Annotated in this window: 20 protein-coding genes; 16 read left to right on the top strand and 4 right to left on the bottom strand. The window is 67.0% G+C overall.

Annotated elements, in window-relative coordinates; genetic code table 11:
• Nucleotides 1-30 precede the first annotated feature (30 nt).
• Nucleotides 31-903, bottom strand: a complete 873-nt coding sequence (locus ABDC25_RS06330) for an ABC transporter substrate-binding protein (RefSeq protein WP_347125401.1) — start codon at nucleotides 901-903, stop codon at nucleotides 31-33.
• 1019 nt (nucleotides 904-1922) lie between these two features.
• Between ABDC25_RS06330 and ABDC25_RS06325 the strand changes: the two genes are divergently transcribed.
• Nucleotides 1923-3278 carry an MFS transporter gene (locus tag ABDC25_RS06325; protein ID WP_347125399.1) on the top strand — a complete coding sequence of 452 codons (1356 nt, stop codon included), beginning with the start codon at nucleotides 1923-1925 and terminating at the stop codon, nucleotides 3276-3278.
• 65 nt (nucleotides 3279-3343) lie between these two features.
• Here the strand turns inward: ABDC25_RS06325 and ABDC25_RS06320 are convergent, their stop codons facing one another.
• Nucleotides 3344-4138, bottom strand: a complete 795-nt coding sequence (locus ABDC25_RS06320; protein ID WP_347125397.1) for a PaaX family transcriptional regulator C-terminal domain-containing protein — start codon at nucleotides 4136-4138, stop codon at nucleotides 3344-3346.
• Between the two features lie 154 nt (nucleotides 4139-4292).
• Complete coding sequence (locus tag ABDC25_RS06315) at nucleotides 4293-4886, bottom strand: TetR/AcrR family transcriptional regulator (RefSeq protein WP_347125395.1); 594 nt, start codon at nucleotides 4884-4886, stop codon at nucleotides 4293-4295.
• A gap of 83 nt (nucleotides 4887-4969) precedes the next feature.
• Here ABDC25_RS06315 and merA point away from each other — a divergent pair, with 83 nt between their 5' ends.
• The 3 genes from merA to ABDC25_RS06300 all read left to right on the top strand — a co-directional run bounded on the left by merA (nucleotide 4970) and on the right by ABDC25_RS06300 (nucleotide 8097).
• Nucleotides 4970-6379 carry a mercury(II) reductase gene (merA, locus tag ABDC25_RS06310; protein WP_347125393.1) on the top strand — a complete coding sequence of 470 codons (1410 nt, stop codon included), beginning with the start codon at nucleotides 4970-4972 and terminating at the stop codon, nucleotides 6377-6379.
• Nucleotides 6380-6508: 129 nt separating this feature from the next.
• Complete coding sequence (locus tag ABDC25_RS06305; protein WP_347125391.1) at nucleotides 6509-6853, top strand: metalloregulator ArsR/SmtB family transcription factor; 345 nt, start codon at nucleotides 6509-6511, stop codon at nucleotides 6851-6853.
• Complete coding sequence (locus tag ABDC25_RS06300) at nucleotides 6850-8097, top strand: MFS transporter (protein ID WP_347125389.1); 1248 nt, start codon at nucleotides 6850-6852, stop codon at nucleotides 8095-8097. Before ABDC25_RS06305 ends, ABDC25_RS06300 begins: the two co-directional genes overlap by 4 nt.
• Before the next feature lie 18 nt (nucleotides 8098-8115).
• On the opposite strand, the gene hisD is transcribed toward ABDC25_RS06300, so the two are convergent.
• Nucleotides 8116-9345: a histidinol dehydrogenase gene (gene hisD / locus ABDC25_RS06295; protein ID WP_347125387.1), complete on the bottom strand. Its 1230-nt coding sequence runs from the start codon at nucleotides 9343-9345 to the stop codon at nucleotides 8116-8118.
• A gap of 189 nt (nucleotides 9346-9534) precedes the next feature.
• On the opposite strand from hisD, the gene ABDC25_RS06290 reads away from it, so the two are divergent.
• The 12 genes from ABDC25_RS06290 to ABDC25_RS06235 all read left to right on the top strand — a co-directional run bounded on the left by ABDC25_RS06290 (nucleotide 9535) and on the right by ABDC25_RS06235 (nucleotide 19891).
• A complete protein-coding gene (locus ABDC25_RS06290) occupies nucleotides 9535-10611 on the top strand; it encodes a cation diffusion facilitator family transporter (protein WP_347125385.1) in 1077 nt (358 codons plus the stop codon).
• 69 nt (nucleotides 10612-10680) lie between these two features.
• Nucleotides 10681-11040, top strand: coding sequence for a metalloregulator ArsR/SmtB family transcription factor (locus ABDC25_RS06285; protein WP_347125383.1), 360 nt, complete (start codon nucleotides 10681-10683; stop codon nucleotides 11038-11040).
• A 286-nt stretch (nucleotides 11041-11326) separates the two neighbouring features.
• Entirely contained in the window at nucleotides 11327-12253 is a 927-nt protein-coding gene (locus ABDC25_RS06280; RefSeq protein WP_347125381.1) for an AraC family transcriptional regulator, read from the top strand.
• 259 nt (nucleotides 12254-12512) lie between these two features.
• Entirely contained in the window at nucleotides 12513-13598 is a 1086-nt protein-coding gene (locus ABDC25_RS06275) for an ArdC family protein (RefSeq protein WP_347125947.1), read from the top strand.
• An 8-nt stretch (nucleotides 13599-13606) separates the two neighbouring features.
• Complete coding sequence (locus ABDC25_RS06270) at nucleotides 13607-14530, top strand: bifunctional DNA primase/polymerase (protein ID WP_347125379.1); 924 nt, start codon at nucleotides 13607-13609, stop codon at nucleotides 14528-14530.
• Nucleotides 14530-15189, top strand: coding sequence for a DUF2637 domain-containing protein (locus tag ABDC25_RS06265; RefSeq protein ID WP_347125377.1), 660 nt, complete (start codon nucleotides 14530-14532; stop codon nucleotides 15187-15189). Before ABDC25_RS06270 ends, ABDC25_RS06265 begins: the two co-directional genes overlap by 1 nt.
• Nucleotides 15186-15647 (top strand): hypothetical protein, encoded by a 462-nt coding sequence (locus tag ABDC25_RS06260; RefSeq protein WP_347125375.1) that lies wholly within the window; start codon nucleotides 15186-15188, stop codon nucleotides 15645-15647. The genes ABDC25_RS06265 and ABDC25_RS06260 overlap by 4 nt, the downstream gene beginning before the upstream one ends.
• Nucleotides 15648-15726: 79 nt before the next feature.
• On the top strand, nucleotides 15727-16590 hold the full coding sequence (locus ABDC25_RS06255; protein WP_347125373.1) for a hypothetical protein: 864 nt from the start codon (nucleotides 15727-15729) through the stop codon (nucleotides 16588-16590).
• A complete protein-coding gene (locus tag ABDC25_RS06250) occupies nucleotides 16587-17666 on the top strand; it encodes a ParB N-terminal domain-containing protein (RefSeq protein WP_347125371.1) in 1080 nt (359 codons plus the stop codon). The genes ABDC25_RS06255 and ABDC25_RS06250 overlap by 4 nt, the downstream gene beginning before the upstream one ends.
• An 84-nt stretch (nucleotides 17667-17750) precedes the next feature.
• Nucleotides 17751-18449, top strand: a complete 699-nt coding sequence (locus ABDC25_RS06245) for a hypothetical protein (protein ID WP_347125369.1) — start codon at nucleotides 17751-17753, stop codon at nucleotides 18447-18449.
• Between the two features lie 15 nt (nucleotides 18450-18464).
• Nucleotides 18465-19625: a M23 family metallopeptidase gene (locus ABDC25_RS06240; RefSeq protein WP_347125367.1), complete on the top strand. Its 1161-nt coding sequence runs from the start codon at nucleotides 18465-18467 to the stop codon at nucleotides 19623-19625.
• On the top strand, nucleotides 19625-19891 hold the full coding sequence (locus ABDC25_RS06235; RefSeq protein WP_347125365.1) for a DUF6112 family protein: 267 nt from the start codon (nucleotides 19625-19627) through the stop codon (nucleotides 19889-19891). Before ABDC25_RS06240 ends, ABDC25_RS06235 begins: the two co-directional genes overlap by 1 nt.
• The last annotated feature ends 33 nt before the right edge of the window (nucleotides 19892-19924 follow it).

Below are 19924 nucleotides of genomic sequence, written 5' to 3'. Positions count from 1 at the left end.
CTTCCTGGTCCGCTGCCTTTCCCGAGACGCTCACAGTTCAGGAAACAGCGCTGCCTGCAGTGTCAGCACTGCACGGCCCGTGGACACGCCCGAGAACGCGATCTCCGTATCGCCCAGGACGATCAGCGCCTTTGTGTCGGCCGCCGGCACGGCGGAGAGTCCCGGAACCGTCGTCCAGATGCCATCTTCGCCGCCGAGGTCTGCCAGCTCGCTGTCACGGACAATGATGATGTCCGGCTTCGCGGCGATCAGTCCCTCGGCCGTGATCGACTGGTAGCGGTCCAAGCCGGATTCCGCACCTGCGTTGCGGGCACCCGCCGCGACGATGATCTCGTGCGCAGGCGTCGATTGGCCCGCCGCGGTCGTGGCCCCGCTGTCGCCCGCACCGGACGACGAGATCACCATGACGCTGGGGCGATCCTCATCCGGAATTCCGGTTGCGTTGTCTCTCGCCGCGTCGATCTGCGCTTCCACCGCTGACGCAAGCTCGTCACCAGTACTCGCAACCCCGAACACCTCCGCCGTCTTGCGGATCTTGTCGGGTGCAGGCTGGCTCGTGTCGATCAACACGGCGGGAACGCCCACCGCACGCAGCCCGGCGACAAGATCGCCATGTCGACGCAGGTTGTCGGCGACTACGAGAGTCGGCTCCAACGCAACAATGCCCTCAACGGTAAGGGGCCCCTGCCCTGCGGTGGTGACCCGTGTGTCGGCCTGCGAAGCGAGGTCCTGGAGCAGGGACTCCTCCGGCGTGATTGCTATTGTGTCGCCCACCCCCAACGCATGCGCGATCTCCAGGGTGGCATCGTCGAGCACCATGACCCGCTCCAGACTCGACACTTCCACCTCAGCCCCATCATCTCCGGTGAACACCACGGGCAGCTCCGGCGTGCCGGGGTCCACAGTGGGAACCGTGATCTCTGCAGGCGCCTGCGCAGTTTCCTGTGCCCCCTCCGTCGTCGGCTGCGCTGATGTGCACCCGACGACAGTCAGTCCGAGTCCTGCTGCGATCAAGATCGCGATCGCCCGCTTGATTCCCACGTTTACGCTCCTTCGAAGTAGGAAACCTCGGTGTGCGAGGTATTAGGCAACCCTAACCTATATTCGATGTCAGGAGGACAGCCTGCGGTGATCTGGGATGATCGTTGAGTGCGCTCAACCCTGCGCACAACGTCGAGGGCGGTCGAGGAGGATGCAATGGAAGACGTTGACGCTGCTCGACTGTCGCGCGTGATCGTCGAGCTTCGTCGCGCTCAGCGCATTCACAATGCAGCACCATCCCCTGTCCCGCGGTTGACCATGATGCAGAAAGAAGTCCTGGGGTGCGTCGCCGCCGCTCCCGGCGTGGGAACCTCGGCCATCGCGCAGTCGCTACACCTGAAACCCAACACGGTCAGCGGGGTGGTCAGCGTCTTGGTTCGACTCGGCTACCTGGAGCGCTCCACAGATGTTCGCGATCGCAGGGCCACACGCTTGCTCTTGACCGAGAAGGCCCGACACGCAAGCAGTCTGCGATGGGAGGGACGCGCTGATCGCATTTCTGCTGGGCTGGCGCATCTCGACGATACCCAGAGGGCCGCTATTCAGCTCGCACTCCCCGCACTCGAGTCACTGCGAGACGCGCTGGGGCCGGGGACCCCGTAGGCGCTCCTCGTTCTTGCGATCGGGCCGGGCGCATACGTCGCAGAAGCCCCAAGCCGGCCCACGGCCCGCGCTTCGACGCGCCGAGCGGGCGTTCAAGCATGAGTAGTGCGTTAACAGCACGCATCGCTGGTGCGACAGGCGAGACGTCGCTGACCCGCACGCGCAGTAGAGCACACCCCACTGCCGAAACCGCGCGATCATCGTGGAGGACGACGGAATATGTGACACACTCATTGCGTTACACGCATTACTTGTCACTTATTGAGAGGGGTCCTCGTATGAGCACCGCACCGAGCCGTGAGAGGGCGTCACTGGGCGCATCCTCGCGCGGCACCACGAAAAGATCCGCCGGGCTTGTCATCGCCCTCGCCTTCGTCGCGCTCGTCTTCGACGGTTATGACCTGGTCGTCTACGGCACGATCGTCCAGTCCATCCTCGATTATGAGGCGTGGGGACTCACGACCGCGGAGACCGGCGCCATCAATAGCCTCGCGCTGGTAGGCATGGCGCTCGGGTCCCTGACCGTGGGGTACCTCACCGACCTGATCGGGCGCCGCAAGGTACTGATCGGGGCCGTCGCCTTCTTCTCCGTGCTCATGATCGCCACGGCGCTGGCGCCCACGCCGGAACTCTTCGGCCTGTTCCGCTTCCTCGCGGGTATCGGGCTCGGTGGAGTGATCCCGACTGCGGTCACCGCAACGGTCGAATTCTCGAGGCCGGGGCGCAAGAACTTCAACAACGCGCTGATGTTCTCCGGGTACTCGGTCGGTGGCATCATTGCGGCGCTGCTAGCAATCTGGCTGGTCGACTCGATCGGCTTCCGTGGGATGCTCTCCATCGGCGCTCTGCCGCTGGTGACGATCCTTCCGCTGCTGATCTTCTTCTTCCCGGAGTCTCCGGCTTACCTTCGGGCCAAGGGGCGCATCGCCGAGGCGGACCGGATCATCCAGCAGTACGGCCTGGCGCCCGTGGCATCCGCACCGGCGACGACGGCGATCTCGGTGACGGACGGGTCCCCCCGTCAGCGGAACCCGCTGCTGGCGATTTTCACCGGCCGCTGGGCGCTGATCACCGTAGTGTTTCTCATCGCCGCAATCGCCGGTCAGATCCTCATTTACGGGCTGAACACCTGGCTGCCGAAGCTGCTGACAATCGCCGGCTACTCGCTGACCTCGTCGCTGACGTTCCTCCTTGTCACCAACGCCGGAGCTGTGGTCGGTTCGCTGATCGCCTCACCGCTGGCGGATCGTTTCGGCGCGAAGCGCGTCGTGTCCGTCTCCTTCGCCCTCGCCGGCACAGCACTGTTCCTCATGGCGCTGGGCTTCCTTCTCGGAGACGGCAGCGGGTTCCCGCTCGCTGTGACGTACCTGCTGGTGGGCGTCGTCGGCTTCGGCTCCATCGGTGCACAGATCCTGCTCAACGGGTTCATCGCCACCTCGTACACCGATGCGACACGCGGAACAGCGCTGGGCACAGTTCTGGCCGTCGGACGCGCCGGCGCCGCAGTAGCCATCGTCCTCGGCGGAGCACTCATCGCCGCAGAGCTGTCGAACTTCGTCAACTTCGCCGTGTGGGCCATTCCGGCACTTGTCGGCTCCGTGATGGTACTCAGCGTCCCACGCCGCAGGGAGTAGGCCAGCACACCGGTCTTCTTGACGGAGGGCGACGCGCAGTGCGTGTGCCCTCCGTCAAGACGACGCTACGGCGATGGCGCCCCAAATGTGGCGTCGACGAACGCCTGCGCGCCTCGGCGCAGACAACTCTCCGCCCGGTGATAGATCTCAAGAGCTTGCTGAGCCGGCCAGCCGGCCGGCTGCAGTGCCCGCGGCAAGCGGGGGTCGTGGCTCGGAAAGTGCCTCCAGTCGCTGATGATCTCCACCCGAGCGCGGAAGGCAGCGTCCGGTGCGGATGGCTCACAGTCCGCGGCGAGTCCGCCCCACCGTTCGAGGAACGCCCGATAGCCGCCTGCGATCTCGTCGAGCTCCCAACATTTGTCGACAAGTTCCAGGTCTTCGGTCAGGCCACCGGTCGAGGCGTTGAGCACGACGATCGTTGGGTCATCATGGCAGCCGAGCATGCGGTGCATGCGTTCGCGATCGTCATGCGGACTTACCCATGTGGTCGCGTTGAGCTGACCGAAGCCGTCGTCGAGGAGAATCCTCTTGAGCTTCTCTCTTCGACCACGCTCAGCTTCGGGAATCTGGTAGAGCACGATCGTCCACGTGCCAGCCCATTTATCGGACGCGAGGCGGTAGCTTCGCGCCCGGTCCTCGTCCAAAGCTGAACGGTACTCATCCGACGCCCGATAGATGGTCTCTCGGCCGATGCGCCGTGAGAAGAGCAGGCCTTCGCGACGCATGCGTGCGACTGTTGCGCGCACGGTCGCAGGTTCTATTTCGAGCGCCGCAAACAGTGTCGATAGCCGGGATAAGTGAACACCTTCATCGGGAATGTACTCGTCGAAGACGACACCGACGACGTCTCGAGCGTGCACGCAACTCCCCTCCCTGCGGTCCTATCGCACCGGGTGTCGACCCAGGATGCACAGAACGTTGCGCCGACACAGCGCCCATCCTAACGGGACGCACCGCATCGAACACCTCACCGAGACACAGCCATGGGCGGGCACCGCCGGACACCATGCGGCTTCAGTCCCGGGCGCCGCTGATCTCATCGACGCCATTCTCTGCGATCACCCTGACGGTGGGAATGAGTCGTTCGATCGCCACTCTTCCTGTCGTGCCCGCTGTGACTTTCGCACCTTCATACAAGGCCAACAGAACTTCGGAAGCTCTGCGACGGTCAAGCACGGAAGCACCGCACACATGATTCTGGAAGAACTCGAGCACGATGTTCCGATACTCGTCCGCGATCTCGACGGCGTGGCTTTCTTCGCTCAGGTGCTCACTGGTCGCGCCCGCGAACCGACAGCCGAGATAGTTGCCCGTGCTCGCCATATCGGCGGCTTCCTCAAACAAGGCGGTGATAGCTCGCGGCGATCCGACATGGGCGCGCGTGAGGTCCGCGAGATGGTCACGTACACGGTCCAGATGGTGCCGCAGATAAGCCTCGATGAGCGCGTCTTTCGACGGGAAGTGTGCGTACAGGGTCGCCTTGGCGACGTGTGACTCTTCAAGGATCCGATCAATACCAACAGCCCGTATCCCGTGATCGTAGAACAGGTCACTGGCGGTCGCCAGAAGCCTCTCCCGCGCAGGGGTGCGCCGCGATGCCGTCGTCATGAACTTGACAATACCAGACAGAACTGTCTAGTGTCGTGGCTATCGTACAGAACTGTCTGTTCATATTGTGGCAAGGAGCACAGATGTCAGTGAATCGAGAAGGGTCCACATACGATCTCGTCGTTATCGGTGGAGGGTCAGCGGCGTCCGCGGCGGCGGCCGAGGCGCTTCGCCTCGGCAAGTCGGTCGCGAAGGTGCAGGATGGCCCGATCGCGGGCACATGCCTGAACGTCGGATGCATACCGTCCAAGACGCTTCTGATCGCGGCGGCGGATCATGCCCGCGCCAGGCGGGCGAGATTCCAGGGCGTGAACACATTCGCAGGGACCGTTGATCTGCGGGCACTCGTGGCGGATAAAGAAGACTTCCTCGACACGTTGCGGCGAAATCAAGTCGAGGCGGCGAAGACGGCAGGTTTCGCGGACTACCGCGGCCGGGCCTCCTTCGTTGCCGACCACACCACTGAGCTGGTCCGAATTCGGATCGACACGCCGGATGGTGTCGAGGAACTGCAGGGCTCGGAAGTGATCATCGCGACCGGTGCTGACTCATTCATCCCCCCGATCCCGGGGCTCGATTCGATCGACTATCTCACTTCGGCGTCAGCGATGGCCTTGGAGACCCTCCCGGCGTCGCTGCTCGTCATTGGTGGGAACGCGATCGGCCTCGAGCAGGCGCAGCTCTTCTCCGACCTCGGCACCCGGGTGACGGTCATTGAGATTGCGGCACGAATCGCGCCGCTCGAAGACCCAGAGATGTCAACAGCGCTACAGGGCGCGCTCGCATCGCAGGGCATGCAGTTCGTCACGAACGCACATGTCTCTGAGGTGAGCCGTACCCAGGAGGGCGTTGTGATGCGCCTTCGCGTGGACGGGCAGCAGCGGGAATTGACGGCCGACGCGGTGTTGGTCGCAACGGGACGGCGCCCTCTGACCGACTCCCTCAATCTCGGTGCCATCGGGATCGAGACCGGTTCACGCGGCGAGGTGCCCGTCGACGAAAACCTGCGCACCGTCCATCCGCACGTCTGGGCGGCAGGCGACGTGACGGGTCAGGCACAGTTCGTCTATGTCGCTACCGCCCAGGGTCGAGCTGCCGCCGCGAACGCCCTGGGCAATAGTGCGCTGGCACTCGACTACGCGAACCTGCCGCGCGTCACGTTCACGTCTCCTCCGATCGCATCTGTGGGCCTGACTGCGGCCCAGGCTATGGAACAGGGCATCGAGGTGGACGTGCGCCGACTGGACATGGCATGGGTGAGCCGAGCGCTCGTAAACCGTGAAACCGACGGGTTGCTGAAGCTGGTCACAGACCGCGCGAGTGGTCGTATCATCGGTGCGCAGATGGTCGGTCACGAGGCCGGCGAGATCATCGCAGCGGCGGGATTCCTGGCATCCGCGGGTGTGACCGTGCAGCAGCTCGGCGACGCCTGGGCGCCGTATCTCACGATGATGGAATCGCTCCAGCTCATCGCCCGCACGCCGGCAGAATGAGCGCGAGGCGCCGTGCGGCGAGGAGTGCGAGGAGCGCGGTACCCCTCCTCGCCGCACGGCGTAACTCTCGGTGACACGGTGGGCGATCGTCTCGACACGCGCCGACGCTGCATGGTTTAGAATCTACGCATGCATGCAGAAACATCTGAAGAGCACACTGATCCCCACAGCGAATTCGTCGAGATCGTGGCCGAGGTGTTCCGCCTGCTCGCGGATGCGACACGGATCCGGGTGATCCTGGCGCTGAAGTCGGGGGAACTGTCCGTGAATGAGCTTGCGGAGATCGTCGATCGGCCGGCGCCCGCCGTGTCGCAGCATCTCGCGAAACTGCGCTGGAGCAAGCTCGTACGAGTGCGTCAAGAGGCGACGCGAATGTACTACTCACTCACCGATGATCATGCGCTGCGACTGATCACCGAGGCGATCCTGCAAGCGGAACACACGGTTGAGGATGCGCCGAGGCACCACGCATGATCGGTGTGCTGCGCAACGGCACCTATCGTGCGCTGTTCTTCGCACAGGTGATCGCACTCGTCGGTACGGGACTTCTGACTGTTGCGCTCGGGCTGCTCGCTTTTGAGATCGCGGGCGAGGCCGCGGGGTCCGTGCTTGGGACCGCGCTGACGATCAAGATGGTCGCCTATGTGGGCGTTGCTCCGTTGGCGGCGGCGCTGGTCGATCGTCTGCCGAAGAAGGCTGTCCTGGTCGGTGCGGATGTCATCCGGTTCGGCATCGCGCTGATGCTTCCGTTCGTTCAAGACACCTGGCAGATCTATCTGCTGGTGTTCGTGTTGCAGTCGGCGTCGGCGACGTTCACTCCTGCGTTCCAGTCGTTGATCCCGAGCGTGCTTCCCGACCCTCAGCAGTACACTCGAGCGCTGGCTTTGTCGCGGCTCGCGTATGACCTCGACTCCATCCTCAGCCCGCTTATCGCGGCGGCACTGCTGACGTTGATCGCCTACAACGATCTATTCGTGGGAACGGCAGTGGGCTTCGCCGTCTCGGCCGCCCTCGTGCTCATCGCCCGGCTCCCGGTCCTCCCCCGGGAGGGCTCGGGGTCGACATTCTGGGAACGGCTGCCCACGGGGCTCAAAGTCTTCGCTCGCACTCCCAGTCTCCGTTTTCTGATGGCGGCCAACGTCGTGGTCGCGGCGGGAACCGCGATCGTGTTGGTCAACTCGGTCGTGTATGTGAAGGGAGTGTTTGGGCTCGGTGATGCCTCTCTGGCCCTCGCACTCGGAGCCTACGGCGCGGGCTCCCTCGTGATCGCGCTGAACGTGCCATGGATCGTGGACCGGATCGGCGTGCTCCGCACGATGAGCGCCGGAGGATGGGCTCTCACTGCAGGCATGGTCTGTGCCGTGGCGATGACGATCGTCGCGACGACGACCGGGACGGGGTGGTGGATGCTCCTTGCGACCTGGGCGCTCCTAGGTGCAAGCACGTCACTGATCAACACGCCCTCGTCGCGCCTGCTCGCAGACGCATCGATTCCGGAGAATCGCAACCTCGTCTACACGGCACAGTTCGCCCTGTCCCACGGCTGCTTCCTGATCAGTTACCCGGTTGCGGGGTGGCTGGGAGCGATCGGTCTTCCGGTCGCGGCGTTCGCCCTGCTTGGCCTCGCGGTCGTCGGTCTCGTCGCGGTGACGCTGCTGCGCAGGCCAGCCGAACGGGTGAACGCGACCAGCGGGCTGAGCAGTGCCACCGGCAGTTGACTCTCTTGCGCCTATCGCTCAACTCAGGCGTGTTGTGACGGCGTCGCCGTGCGCCCACAGCCCCTCTGCGGCTGCCAGAGCAACAACCGTGGGCGCGGCGGCCCGAAGCCCTGCCAGCTCGTAGGCGATGATCTGCGTCGGGCGGAGGAAGGTCATCACCGACAAGGCCGCGGAGTGCCGAGAGCTCCCGCCGGTCGGGAGCACGTGATTCGAACCCGCGGCATAGTCTCCCAGTGACACCGGGGACCAGGGCCCGATGAAGATCGCACCCGCGTTGCGGACTCGGGCGGCGATCGACTCAGCGTCACGAGTCATGATCTCCAAGTGCTCCGGGCCATAGCGTGCACAGAACCCGACGGCGTCGTCCAGGCCGTCGACGATGGCGATGAACGACTGCGGGCCCGCCAGAGCACGACGCGCACGGTCACGATTGCGTGCGTTCCGTGTCTGCGCCTCGACCTCCTCGGCGACTGCGGTGGCGAGAGAAGCCGAGTCGGTCACGAGCACCGAGGCGGCATCTTCCGAGTGTTCGGCCTGGCTCAGCAGGTCAGCCGCGACGAAGACGGGATCCGCCGTGTCATCCGCGATGATCATGACCTCGGTGGGCCCCGCGACCGAGTCGATACCCACTGTCTGCTGCACCAGTGACTTCGCGGCGGCAACGTATGCGTTGCCGGGGCCTGTGATGATGTCCACGGCACGAACACCATCGCCGTTCGGCCCCGTCAACCCGAACGCCATTGCCGCGATCGCCTGGGCACCACCCACAGCGATCACCTCGGTGATGCCGAGCCGATAGCAGGCCGCCATCACCGGCGCGGGGGGCAGGCCGGTCCGCCGATCGGGCGGACACGCGACCACGATCGACTCGACGCCCGCCACCTGCGCGGGAACAGCATTCATAATCACGCTCGACGCGTACGCCGCCTTGCCTCCGGGCACATACAGCCCCGCTCGCTCCACAGGCCGGTACTCCTGCCGCACACTGGCGCCGCGACCGTACTCCGTCGCACTGGCGACCGGGAGCTGTGCGCGATGCGCTCGCTCCACCCGGTCCACGGCGTCGTCGACGGCCCTCCGAAAGCCCTCGGACTGCAGAGACCATGCGTCTTTCAACGCGACAGCGGGTGTTCTCAACCATTCCGGACGCAGCCCATCGAACTGCTCGGAATAGTCCAGTACGGCATCGCGACCCCGCGTGCGCACCGCGTCCACGATCTCCGCCGCACGCTGCAGAACGTCTTCCACCCCGCTCCCGCCTCGCTCGACGGGCAAGCGCCCGCTCTGACCTCCGCGGGCATCTCGGATCTGGATCACTTCTGCTCCTCCCCTCAATCCGCCGTCCGGTGGACGACTCGCACCAAATACGCTAATCTGCGTTTCTACGTGTATACGCATATTATAGGTAATCAGGAACCACGTGGAAAGCGAGATCGCATGGACAGCACGCCCCAACCACCCCGCACGCACTCGGAGGCCCCCTCCGCAGAGCACTCCCACGCGGACAACGCCCACGATCACGCGCACAACGACGCCGGGCGCGGCGATCACTCCCACGGAAGCGGAGCATGGGCGCAGTTCAAGCACGCGATCACACCGCACTCGCATGACGCGATGGAGAAGATCCAGACAGCGGAAGAAGCCCGCAACGACGGCATCCGAACCGCCTGGATCGGGCTGGCCGGAATGCTCACGGTGGCCATCGCCCAGATCTTCATCGTCGCGATCTCAGGCTCGATCGGCTTGCTGGCCGACACGGTGCACAGCTTCGGGCACGCCGTCACCACCATCCCACTGGTGATCGCCTTCCGGATCGGAGCCCGGCGTGCCACCGAGCGATATCCCTACGGCTACCGTCGCGCCGAAGACGTCGTGGGAATCTTCATCGTCTTCATCATCTTCCTCACCGCCGTGTACATCGGCTACGAAGCCATCAACGCACTAGTCAACCCGCGACCGCTGACCAACCTCGGATGGGTGTTCGCCGCGGGCATCGTCGGTTTCCTCGGCAACGAGATCGTCGCGGTCTACCGGATCCGCGGAGGCAAGCGGATCGGGTCCGCCGCGCTGATCGCCGAAGGGCAGCACGCGCGAGCCGACGGATTCACCTCACTCGCGGTCGTCGTCGGCATCAGCCTGGCCTGGCTCGGATTCCCGCAGGCGGATGCGATCGTGGGGTTGTTCATCGCCGTCGTGATCTTCGGAATCATGCTCAGCTCCCTGAAGTCGATCCTGAACCGCCTCATGGACGGCGTCGACAAAGGACTCATCGCCCAGGCGACCAATCTGGTTCGCGAGGTCCCCGGCGTTCGAAGTGCCACGGTCCGAGCCCGCTGGAGCGGACACCGCCTGCTCGTGGAAGCGTTCATCGAGGTCGACCCCGACCTGTCGCTCACCGAGAGCACAATGATCGCAGACGACGTGCGCACGACGCTCAAGACGAGCCTGCGCAGCGTGGAATCCACCACCGTTGAGTTCACCCCGACGACAGCAGCACACCCACACGAACACTAAGACCGCGCTCGCCGTCCGACGATCCAACGGACGGCGAACGCGGCGCGCAGCATGGAACGGAGCATCCTTGTGGACAGTACTGCCACGCCCGCCATCACCCCCGAAGACGCCGACGTCGCACGTGCGGTGCGCGTGCTGGCCCTTCTCGCTGAACCGACGCGCTTCCGAATCATCCTCGCTACCCAATACGGACCGATGTCCGTCAACCACCTCGCCGACATCGTGGAACGCTCCCCCGCCGCCGTATCGCAGCATCTCGCCAAGCTGCGGGCCGCAGGACTGGTCCGACGCGAGTCCCACGGAAACCAGGCCTTCTACTCAGCCGTCGACGAGCACGCCATCGCCATCGCCCACGCTGTCGCTATGCAAGCCGAGCATCATGCCGACGGCACTTCTTCTCAGCACCACGCGGGTGAAAACCCTACCTAGCGAGGAGGGCCGGGCTTGTCTGTGCTTCTTGAGGTTCGTGATCAGCCCAACAGCGTGAACGTGCAACGAGGATCGGGCAGAGCGAGGCGGGTACATTCTCCGGTCCGGAGAAGCGACAGTTCCCGGCTTTCGACCACGATTGAACTAAGACCGACAACAGCACCTGATCGGCCGTTGCCCTCCCGATGCGAACTATCCAAATGCGACGGGCGGAGTCAGCTCAGACAAGGACGGTTTGGGGATGACTAGAGCAGTTCCCAATGGGGCATCTGAAGGACATTGTGCAGTGGCACCCGTGGTGCGACTGATCGCTGTCGAATCGACGCGCACCCTCCCGACGAACCGTGTTGTGTTTGATGACGCCCGGATCATTCATGTCATGGAGGGAGCAACCGAGGTCGAGACCGCGGATACCAGATTCTTGCTTGAAGCTGGCGCCTCGCTCGCGATTGGTGGAGGACGCTGGTGCTCGATGCGTCCGCGCCTCCGCGCGAGGATGTGGGACATCTATATCGACGAGAGCTTCCTGCGTGCACAGTTGGCGCTGCTCTTGCCAGACAGAACCCGTGTCCAGCGAGGGTTCCACCCACATGAATGGAACGGCGGGCCTCTGTCACTCTCGCCGGGCGTCGCACGACTACAACGTCTTGAACCCCTCTGGCAACAGATGAGACTCCTCCCCGGCCGCGCCCATCTCCCTGAGGTCGCGGCCGCTCGCAATGTAGAACTGTTCGCACGCTGGATGAGCATCGTCGCACCTACCTTCCTCGCCGGGGAAGTGACCGATGATCCTTCTCCATCGACGGCGCAGGTCCAGAGCGCGGTTCGCGGACGCATCACCGACACAGCCACCCTCGGCTCCGTTGGACGCGCCGTGTGGCTGTTGCGAGAACGGATGCGTGAGCCGTGGACACTGACCACTCTGTCGGACTCTGTAGCGTTGTCACGCGCCCATCTGACACGTCTGTTCACCCTTCGCACGGGTATCTCTCCCATCCGATTCCTCACAGAGGTCAGACTCACTGAGTTCACGCGACTGATCGAGGAAACTGAGCTTTCGATCTCTTACGCCGCGCAGACGGTCGGCTGGCGTGATCCACGGATCGCTTCGGCGTGGTTCGTCCGCCGCTTCGGCGTCACTCCTTCGAAGTATCGGCTCACCCCGCACCCGCATCACACCACTCGTGAGGCACGAGTGCGCAACACGCCGTGAGAATCGAGAACCATGTGACAAACACGTGAACTCGATACTTGACTCGTGATTCTCGTTCGTTAACGCGGACCAATCCTTTTCAACTCGACAGCGAAAAGCGTGGCAGGTACATCGGATGGGATACGTCGGGTTCATCAGCGAGCCTGCCGGTCACGATCATTGTTTACTCCCCGTCTCATCCTCCTGACCCTCCCGGCGCACCTCATGGTCGCACGGGTCGGAGGCTTACGCCGTCGGCCTCATCTGAAGGAGGCCGATGATGGCAACGATCGGGACGTCACGGGATGCTTGGGATGCAAAGCTCGAACATCTCCATATGCAACTCTCGGCTGCGGTCGATCAGCTCGTCTCGGGTGCCGACTGGACGCGGGCGCTCGAGTTCGCGGCTCGGTTCCGGTCGCGGTCGTTCGGGAACACGCTGCTGATCTGGGCTCAGCATCTCGATGCCTTTGAGGCCGGGCGGGTGTCTTCGCCGGAGCTGTGCTATGTCGCCGGATACCGGCAGTGGCAGTCGTTGGGTCGTCAGGTTGAGAAGGGGCAACCGGGCTACATGATCTTCGCCCCGGTGACGGGCCGGTTCGCGTCCTCGACTCCGCAGGACTCGTTGTCGTGGCGCCGGTTGGGGCGGTTCGAGAAGCCGAAGCCGGGCGAGGCGGTGCGTTCGCGGATGGTGGGCGCGAAGCCGGCCTATGTCTGGGACGTGTCGCAGACCTCGGGCGATCCGATCCCCGAGCGCGCTGCGTCTGTCCTGCTGGAAGGCGATGCGCCCGAGGGTCTGTGGGAGGGCTTGGCCGGGCTGGTGGAGGCCGAAGGATTCGCGGTGCTGCGGGTCGAGCACGCCGGACTGATCCACGGCGCGAACGGCCTGACCGATTACATGAATCGCACGGTCTCAGTGCGGATGGACATGGACGATGCCGCGCAGGTGAAGACCCTTGCTCATGAGCTCGCGCATGTGCGCCTGCACGGCCCCGACAACCCGGATGCGACAGGGCATCGCGGGATCGGGGAGGTGGAGGCGGAGTCGGTGGCGTTGATGATCGGCGCCGCGCACGGCATGGATACCAGCTCGTACACGATCCCGTATGTGTCGGGGTGGGCGGGGACGGTGAAGGACAAAGACCCCGCGGAGGTGGTGCAGGCCACCGGCGAGCGGGTCCGCAAGACCGCCGGGGCGATCCTCGACGCCCTCCCGACCGTGCAGCTCGGCGGAGGTGACCCGCCCGGCCTGAACCGCGACGCCCTGCGCACCGAACGTCCCGCCCGGGCGGAGCGCACGGCGGCGCCGCGGGTGGAGCCGCCTCGGGCGTCTCGGGTAGCGGATGCCGCGGTGAGGGGCTTGTGATGCGGGCCGTGTCGCTGTTCACCGAGGCCGCGGGCCTGCCGTTGCCGGCGGCTGCGGCACGGTTCGCCGCCTTCGGGGTGCCGGTGTTCCCGTGCGTGCCGGGCGGCAAGCGCCCCCTGACCGGGCACGGCTTCCACGACGCGAGCACCGATCCCGCCCAGGTGTCGGCGTGGTGGCGACGGTGGCCGGGCGCGAACATCGCCGTCCCGACGGGTGCGGCGTCTGGGCTGGTGGTGGTGGATGTGGACGTGCACGGGCCGGTCGACGGGCGGGCGAGCTTCCGCCGTGCCCGCGACGCCGGGCTGGTCGAGGGTTGGGAGCTGCTGGTGCGCACCCCCACCGGCGGCATGCACGCCTACTACCCGGCGACACCGGGCACCGCACAACGATCCTGGCAAGCCGGGCGCGCAGGAGTCGATTTCCGTGGCGACGGCGGCTACATCGTCGTCCCGCCTTCGACCCGACCCATCGGCGCCGCCACGGTCGGATACCGCATCCTCCAGGTCGTACACGATCCGGGACGCGAGCTGGACGCGGGCAGGTTGCGGGACTTCCTCGACCCCCGGCCGCCGATCCGCCCTCGCCCGGGCGGCAGGCAGTCGGCGGGGCGGGAGGATGCGGAGCGGTTGGCGCGGTGGCTGGACCGGCAGGACACTGACCGCAATCTCAAACTGTTCTGGGCCTCGTGCCGACTGGCCGAGGGCGGCGTCCCGTTCGCTGATGCTCTCGATGCGGTGCTGACGGCCGTGAAGTCGGACTTCGGGCCGCGGGAGATCACCGCGACCGTCCGGTCCGCCTACCGCGCCGTCCACCCCGGTTCTGTCAGGCGCACGACGACCTCCCCGACGCAGGGCGCGTCACCGGTAGGAGCCGGCTGGTTCGACCGCCGCCCCTCCCCGGGCCGGCCGGCCGTGCCGAGGAGGGGGCTGTGATGGCGACGCAGGCGGGGAGGCGGTGGGCGGTGGTGACCGCGGCAGGCGGGACGGTGTTCATCGCCGCCGGAGCGTTCTGGCTGTCCTTCACCGCCTTGGCGGACCTGGCCCGCCGTTCCGGGATCGAGGCGGGGCAGGCGTGGGCGTGGCCGCTGATCGTGGACGGCATCATCGTCGTCGCAACCGTCGCCGTGGTCGCCCTGGCTGGGCACCGCCAGGCGTGGTACTCGTGGGTGCTGCTGGTCGCCGGCGCGGTGGTGTCGGTGACGGCCAACGCGATCCATGCCGTCGTCGCCGCGGACGCCGACGTGCCGGCGGTGCTCGCCGCGTCCGTTGCGGCGGTGCCCCCGCTGGTGCTGCTGGCGATCACCCACCTCACCGTCATCCTCACCCGCCCCGCCCCTACACACGCATCCGATCTGTCTGCCGACCCACCGACAGCGCCTGTCGCCGACTCGGGCCATGCGGTGATGCCGTCCGTCCCGTTGGCGGCGGCGGTGTCGCGGGGTGAGGGGCGTGAGGCGGCGGTGTTGCTGCGGCAGCAGGAGGGGTGGTCGAACAAGCAGATCGCCCGCCGCCTGGGCGTGCACCCGTCCACGGTGGGCCGCTGGTTCGCCCGGCCGGCGCTGACCGGCCCCGACTCGGAGGAGACGACATGAACGACGACAACCAGACCCCGGCCACGCACGGGCAGCACCGCGCGCCCGTCCGTCACGGCCACCGCGATGAGTCGGCGACGACGCCCGAGGAGCCGCGGCGGGGCGGGGACGGGGAGGTGTCGGTACTGGCCCGGCACGGCGACCCGTCTGTGACGCACGCGAAGGCCGACGCGGGGGCGGGGCGGCGGCGGTCGGGGGTGGAGTGGGTGCGGCCCACCGATCTGCTGGCTGCGCGGACGGGCAGGGTCGCCGGGCAGGGCATCGACTTCCATGCCGAGCTCGCCCGCCGCACCCGCCGCGCACCAGGACAGGCGTACCGGGGTGCGCGCACCGTCGCCCGCTCAGGGTCACGAGTGGTCAGCGAGCGGGTACGCCGCCTGCCTCCGGTGACCGCGTTCGGTCGCGGCGGGAGCCCCCGGCACTCGTGGGTGTCGCGGTCCGGGATCGGGTTGGGGTAGCCGTGTCCACCCCCGATGAGTCAACGCGCGCGAGGACGGGTGGGAGTCAGGGTGCACCTGCTGTGCAGGAGGTTGTGTGATGACACCGGAAAGTCCCCGCGAACAGCGGGCGAGATTCGAGGACTCGGAGGCGCTGCGCGCTCTCCTGAACCGTCTGCACGAGGCAGGCAAGGGCGCGTGGCGACACGACCCGGAGGCCGCCTTGCTGATGCGGCATGCCGCCGACAAGTACGCCGCCCTCGCCAAGAAGCACGGCCTGGACCCGTGGGAGGCCGCCTCGGCCGCGTTCGAGGCCATGCGGGGAGCGGCGACCCGCCGCGCGGATGACCCGTGGGCGGTGGTCACCCGCGCGGTTCAGGTGACATGCATCGGCGAGGAACGCGGCAACGGGCTCCTGTGCTCGGTGCACCAGGCCCGACGCCCCCGCTACTCGGTGTTCCACGACGCGGAGCGGTTCAGCGACCGGGAGAACCCACTGCCCGACTACCACCCCGCTTTCCACATCGACCCCTTCGCCGACCCCGACACCGATGAGGAGGACGGCGATGAGGTGGTGCCGGAGCGGGCAGTGAACGTCACCGCCGCGGTGGAGGACACCATCGCGCTGCTGAGCTGGGTCGGCTGGGAGCCGGTGACGGCACGGACCGCGGTGGAGTACATCACCGGCCGGCTCGCGGAGTCCGTCTCGCGGGCGTCGGCGTTCGAGACGCTGCGCCGCGACCGGCAGGCCCGCGCCCTGCTGGACTTGCCGGGCTCGTCGTGGACGACGCTGCTGCGGATCGTGCTCGGCCACCCCGGCCCCGCCTTGTCCGGCACCAACACCGGGCGCGGCCTGTTGCTGCGGCTGCTGAACCGCGAACCTCTCCGCGCGCTGCTGCGCGACGATGACCTCGTGCTCACCGCCGGTCTTGCCGCCCCCGACACCGGGGGCGATCTGCAATGAGCACTCCGCCGGGCGGCCACATCGAGCTGGAGCGGGCCGTGGATGCCATCGGCGTCGGACGCCGGCACCGGCAGGACTACGGCGACCTGGCACCGCTGGTCGATTCGATCCGCCGCAACGGGCTGCTGCAACCGATCACGATCACCCTCGACGGGCACCTGATCTGCGGTGCCCGGCGCCTGGCGGCGATCCGGCAGCTCGGGTGGAAGACCGTCAACCTGTGGGTCCGCTCCGGGGTGTCCGACCGGCTCGGGCAGCTCCTGGCCGAGCAGGACGACAACCTGCTGCACAAACCGCTCACCCAGCTCGAAGCCGCCGCCCTTTACCGGGAGCTCAAAGCCCTCCTGACCGAGGGTGCCACGCTGCGACAGGAGGCCACCCGGTTCCAGCCCGCTGGCACAGGCGAGGAGGACGGTGCCGTTAACTTAACGGCACCGTGGGCGGGCTCTGGGGAGGCGGCGGTGCAGGCCGCGCAGATGGTCACCGGCCGTGACTCGCACACCACGATGGAACGCATCGTCCGCCTCGAAGACCTCGCCGCCGACACCGCCCAGCCCGACGCGGTCCGGCAGCGGGCGACGGAGGAGGTGGAGCGGATCAGAGTCGGCGGGAAGGTCTACCCCGCCCACCTGCGGATGAACGCCGAACTGTCCCTCGCCGAGCTCTACCAGCTCGCCACCGACCCCGCCCAGCCGGCCGAGCTGCGCGAGCAGGCCAGGGCCGAGGCCGCCGGCGTGCGGGCCGCGGAACGGGACGCGCGCGCCGTGGAGCTGGAGCACCTCGCCAAAGACGCGCTCGCCCGCGTGCGAGCCGCGAAGAAGACCGGCCGCAAACCTCGTCCCCGGCTGCCGGCGGTCGAACCGGGTGAGGCGGTGCCGTACCCGCTGACCGTCTTCCTCGCGATCTGGGACGACCTCGCCGGCTGGTGGGCACATCACGATCCCGCCGGGGTCGGCCCGGCGCTCACCGACGAGCAATGGGCACGGTTCGAGGGCACCATCGCCGGCACCGTAGCGTTTGCCGACGCCGCCCGCGCATTCCGGCAGGCCGAGCGCCTGGGCGAACACATCGCCTGACCGGCGCCGACCTGACCGGCCCTCGGGGTGGCGAGGTGCACCTTCCTGGCGACCACTTCTGTCGCCTTCTGGGAGGACCCTCGTATGGACCCCACCGCCCCCGTCGATGATCGTCGCCGCCGCCGTGTGCTGATCGCCCTGATCGCCGGCGGCCTCGCCCTGCTCCTGCTGGTCGGGGTCGGCATCTACGGGCTGCTGCGCGGCCCCGCACCCCGCACCGAACCCGCCCCCGGCACGGCGGCTCCGACCATCACGGCCCCGCCAACCGGAACCTCCCCGGCCGACCCGGTGCCGGTGTCACAGCTCGGCGGGCCGGAGACGTTCGCCCGTCAGGTCGCCCTGGCGCTGTTCGCCTGGGACACCACCAGCGGGTACGGCCCGGCCGACTACGCGCAGGTCATCGTGGATGTCGCCGCCGGCGAGGAGGCGGACGCGCTGGCCGGCGATGTCCGCGCCTACCTGCCCGGCGCGGAGGCGTGGGCGCAGCTCCGACAGCACCAGACCCGGCAATGGCTGAGCATCCAGGAGATGTTCGTCCCGGAGGCGTGGGAGACCGCGACCGGGCAGGCAGCCCCCAGCCAGATACCCGAAGGCGCCGTTGCCTACACCATCGAGGGGACCCGGCACCGGGACGGCACCTGGGGCACCGAACCCGTCGAAGCCTCCCGCCCGGTCGTCTTCACGGTGTTCATCGTCTGCACCCCGGTTGTCACCAACCGAGGGATCACCGGCACGCACTGTGAGCTGCTGCGGCTGTCCCAGCTCGACAACCCCCTGCGATAGACGGGCGGTGTCCTGATGTGGAAGAAACTCGCCGCCCTCGCGGTGGCCCTGCTGTTCCTGGCCCCCTCGATCGTGCTCGTCGGGGTGGCCGCGGTGGTGAACCCGGCGATGACCGCCTGCTCGCCGGGATCGTTCATCGTCGGCCCGATCCCAGACTCCCTGGCCGCCACTACCCGCAACGGCGAGACGATCACCCTGAACAAGACGCAGCTCACTCACGCGGCGACAATCATCACCACGGGCTCGCAGACCGCTGGGGTGGGTCGGCCCGGCGTGGTGATCGCGCTGATGGCCGCGCTCACCGAATCGCACCTGCGGATGCTCGCCAACACCGGCACCTACCCCGAATCGGGGAACTACCCCAACGACGGCAACGGCTCCGACCACGACAGTCTGGGCCTGTTCCAGATGCGCCCGCAATCCGGGTGGGGCACCGTCGCCGACCTCATGGACCCGCAGTATCAGGCGCGCGCGTTCTTCGGCGGCCCCACCGGACCCAACTATCCGTCGCCGCGTGGCCTGCTCGACATCCCCGGCTGGCAGAGCATGGACCCCGGCGAAGCCGCACAAGCCGTCGAAGTCTCCGCGTACCCGGACAGGTATCAGAACTACCAGCCGGTCGTCGAAGCGATCCTCACCACCCTCACCCGACCCACACCCACCGGGGCCGGCGGTGATCCGGTGGTGCCCGAGACCACCAGGATCGTGTTCCCGCTGCCGGAGGGGACGTGGGTGCGCACGAGCCCGTTCGGGTGGCGCATTCACCCGATCACCGGGGAACGCTCCTTCCACACCGGGTCGGATTTCGCCGCCGCGGACGGCACCCCGATCCTCGCCGCCGCAGACGGCGTCGTGGTGCTGGCAGAGTTCTCCGGCGGCTACGGCGGCCTGATCGTCATCGAGCACACCGTCCGAGGTGAGCGAGTCGTGTCGTACTACGCGCACATGTGGGAGCACGGCATCCACGTCACCGCAGGGCAGACGGTCACCGCCGGGCAGCACATCGGCGACGTCGGCTCCTCCGGGCAATCCACCGGGCCACACCTGCATTTCGAGATCCGCCCCGGCGGGCAAGGACAAGAAGCCGTGGACGCGGACGCCTGGCTGACCGAGCACGGCGCCGAAGGCGTCACCGGCGGAGACACCGCCCTCGCCGCCTGCACCGGGGGTGCGTGATGGATGTGTTCCCCGACTTCGGCGGCGTCGGCGGCGCCGCAGACCTGCGGGCGATCGTCGGCGCCCTGCTGATGTTCGTGCTCGTCATCGCGGTGCTCATGCTGATCGTCTGCGCCATCGTGTGGGCGATCGCCTCCAGCAGCGGCAACTACCAGGCCGCCACCAAAGCCCGTACCGGCCTGTTCGTCTCCCTCGGCGCCGCAGCCCTCGCCGGCGCCGGGGTCGCGTGGGTCAACTTTCTCCTCGATGTGGGCGCGGAACTATAGCTGCCGATGGTGTCGAGCCAGTCGGTCGTGGCG

It is taken from the genome of Microbacterium sp. SY138 (assembly GCF_039729145.1).
Lineage (GTDB): Bacteria > Actinomycetota > Actinomycetes > Actinomycetales > Microbacteriaceae > Microbacterium > Microbacterium maritypicum_A.
The sequence above is the reverse complement of the archived record's forward strand: the minus strand, read 5'-3'. Positions and strand labels throughout refer to the sequence as shown.

Coding starts and splice junctions, on each gene's coding strand:
- ABDC25_RS06305 (WP_347125391.1), top strand. CDS start 6,509: ATGCATGCAGAAACATCTGAAGAGCACACTGATCCCCACAGCGAATTC.
- ABDC25_RS06240 (WP_347125367.1), top strand. CDS start 18,465: ATGTGGAAGAAACTCGCCGCCCTCGCGGTGGCCCTGCTGTTCCTGGCC.
- ABDC25_RS06290 (WP_347125385.1), top strand. CDS start 9,535: ATGGACAGCACGCCCCAACCACCCCGCACGCACTCGGAGGCCCCCTCC.
- merA (WP_347125393.1), top strand. CDS start 4,970: ATGTCAGTGAATCGAGAAGGGTCCACATACGATCTCGTCGTTATCGGT.
- ABDC25_RS06255 (WP_347125373.1), top strand. CDS start 15,727: ATGACACCGGAAAGTCCCCGCGAACAGCGGGCGAGATTCGAGGACTCG.
- ABDC25_RS06235 (WP_347125365.1), top strand. CDS start 19,625: ATGGATGTGTTCCCCGACTTCGGCGGCGTCGGCGGCGCCGCAGACCTG.
- ABDC25_RS06315 (WP_347125395.1), bottom strand. CDS start 4,886: ATGACGACGGCATCGCGGCGCACCCCTGCGCGGGAGAGGCTTCTGGCG.
- ABDC25_RS06250 (WP_347125371.1), top strand. CDS start 16,587: ATGAGCACTCCGCCGGGCGGCCACATCGAGCTGGAGCGGGCCGTGGAT.
- ABDC25_RS06265 (WP_347125377.1), top strand. CDS start 14,530: ATGGCGACGCAGGCGGGGAGGCGGTGGGCGGTGGTGACCGCGGCAGGC.
- ABDC25_RS06325 (WP_347125399.1), top strand. CDS start 1,923: ATGAGCACCGCACCGAGCCGTGAGAGGGCGTCACTGGGCGCATCCTCG.
- ABDC25_RS06300 (WP_347125389.1), top strand. CDS start 6,850: ATGATCGGTGTGCTGCGCAACGGCACCTATCGTGCGCTGTTCTTCGCA.
- ABDC25_RS06275 (WP_347125947.1), top strand. CDS start 12,513: ATGGCAACGATCGGGACGTCACGGGATGCTTGGGATGCAAAGCTCGAA.
- ABDC25_RS06260 (WP_347125375.1), top strand. CDS start 15,186: ATGAACGACGACAACCAGACCCCGGCCACGCACGGGCAGCACCGCGCG.
- ABDC25_RS06245 (WP_347125369.1), top strand. CDS start 17,751: ATGGACCCCACCGCCCCCGTCGATGATCGTCGCCGCCGCCGTGTGCTG.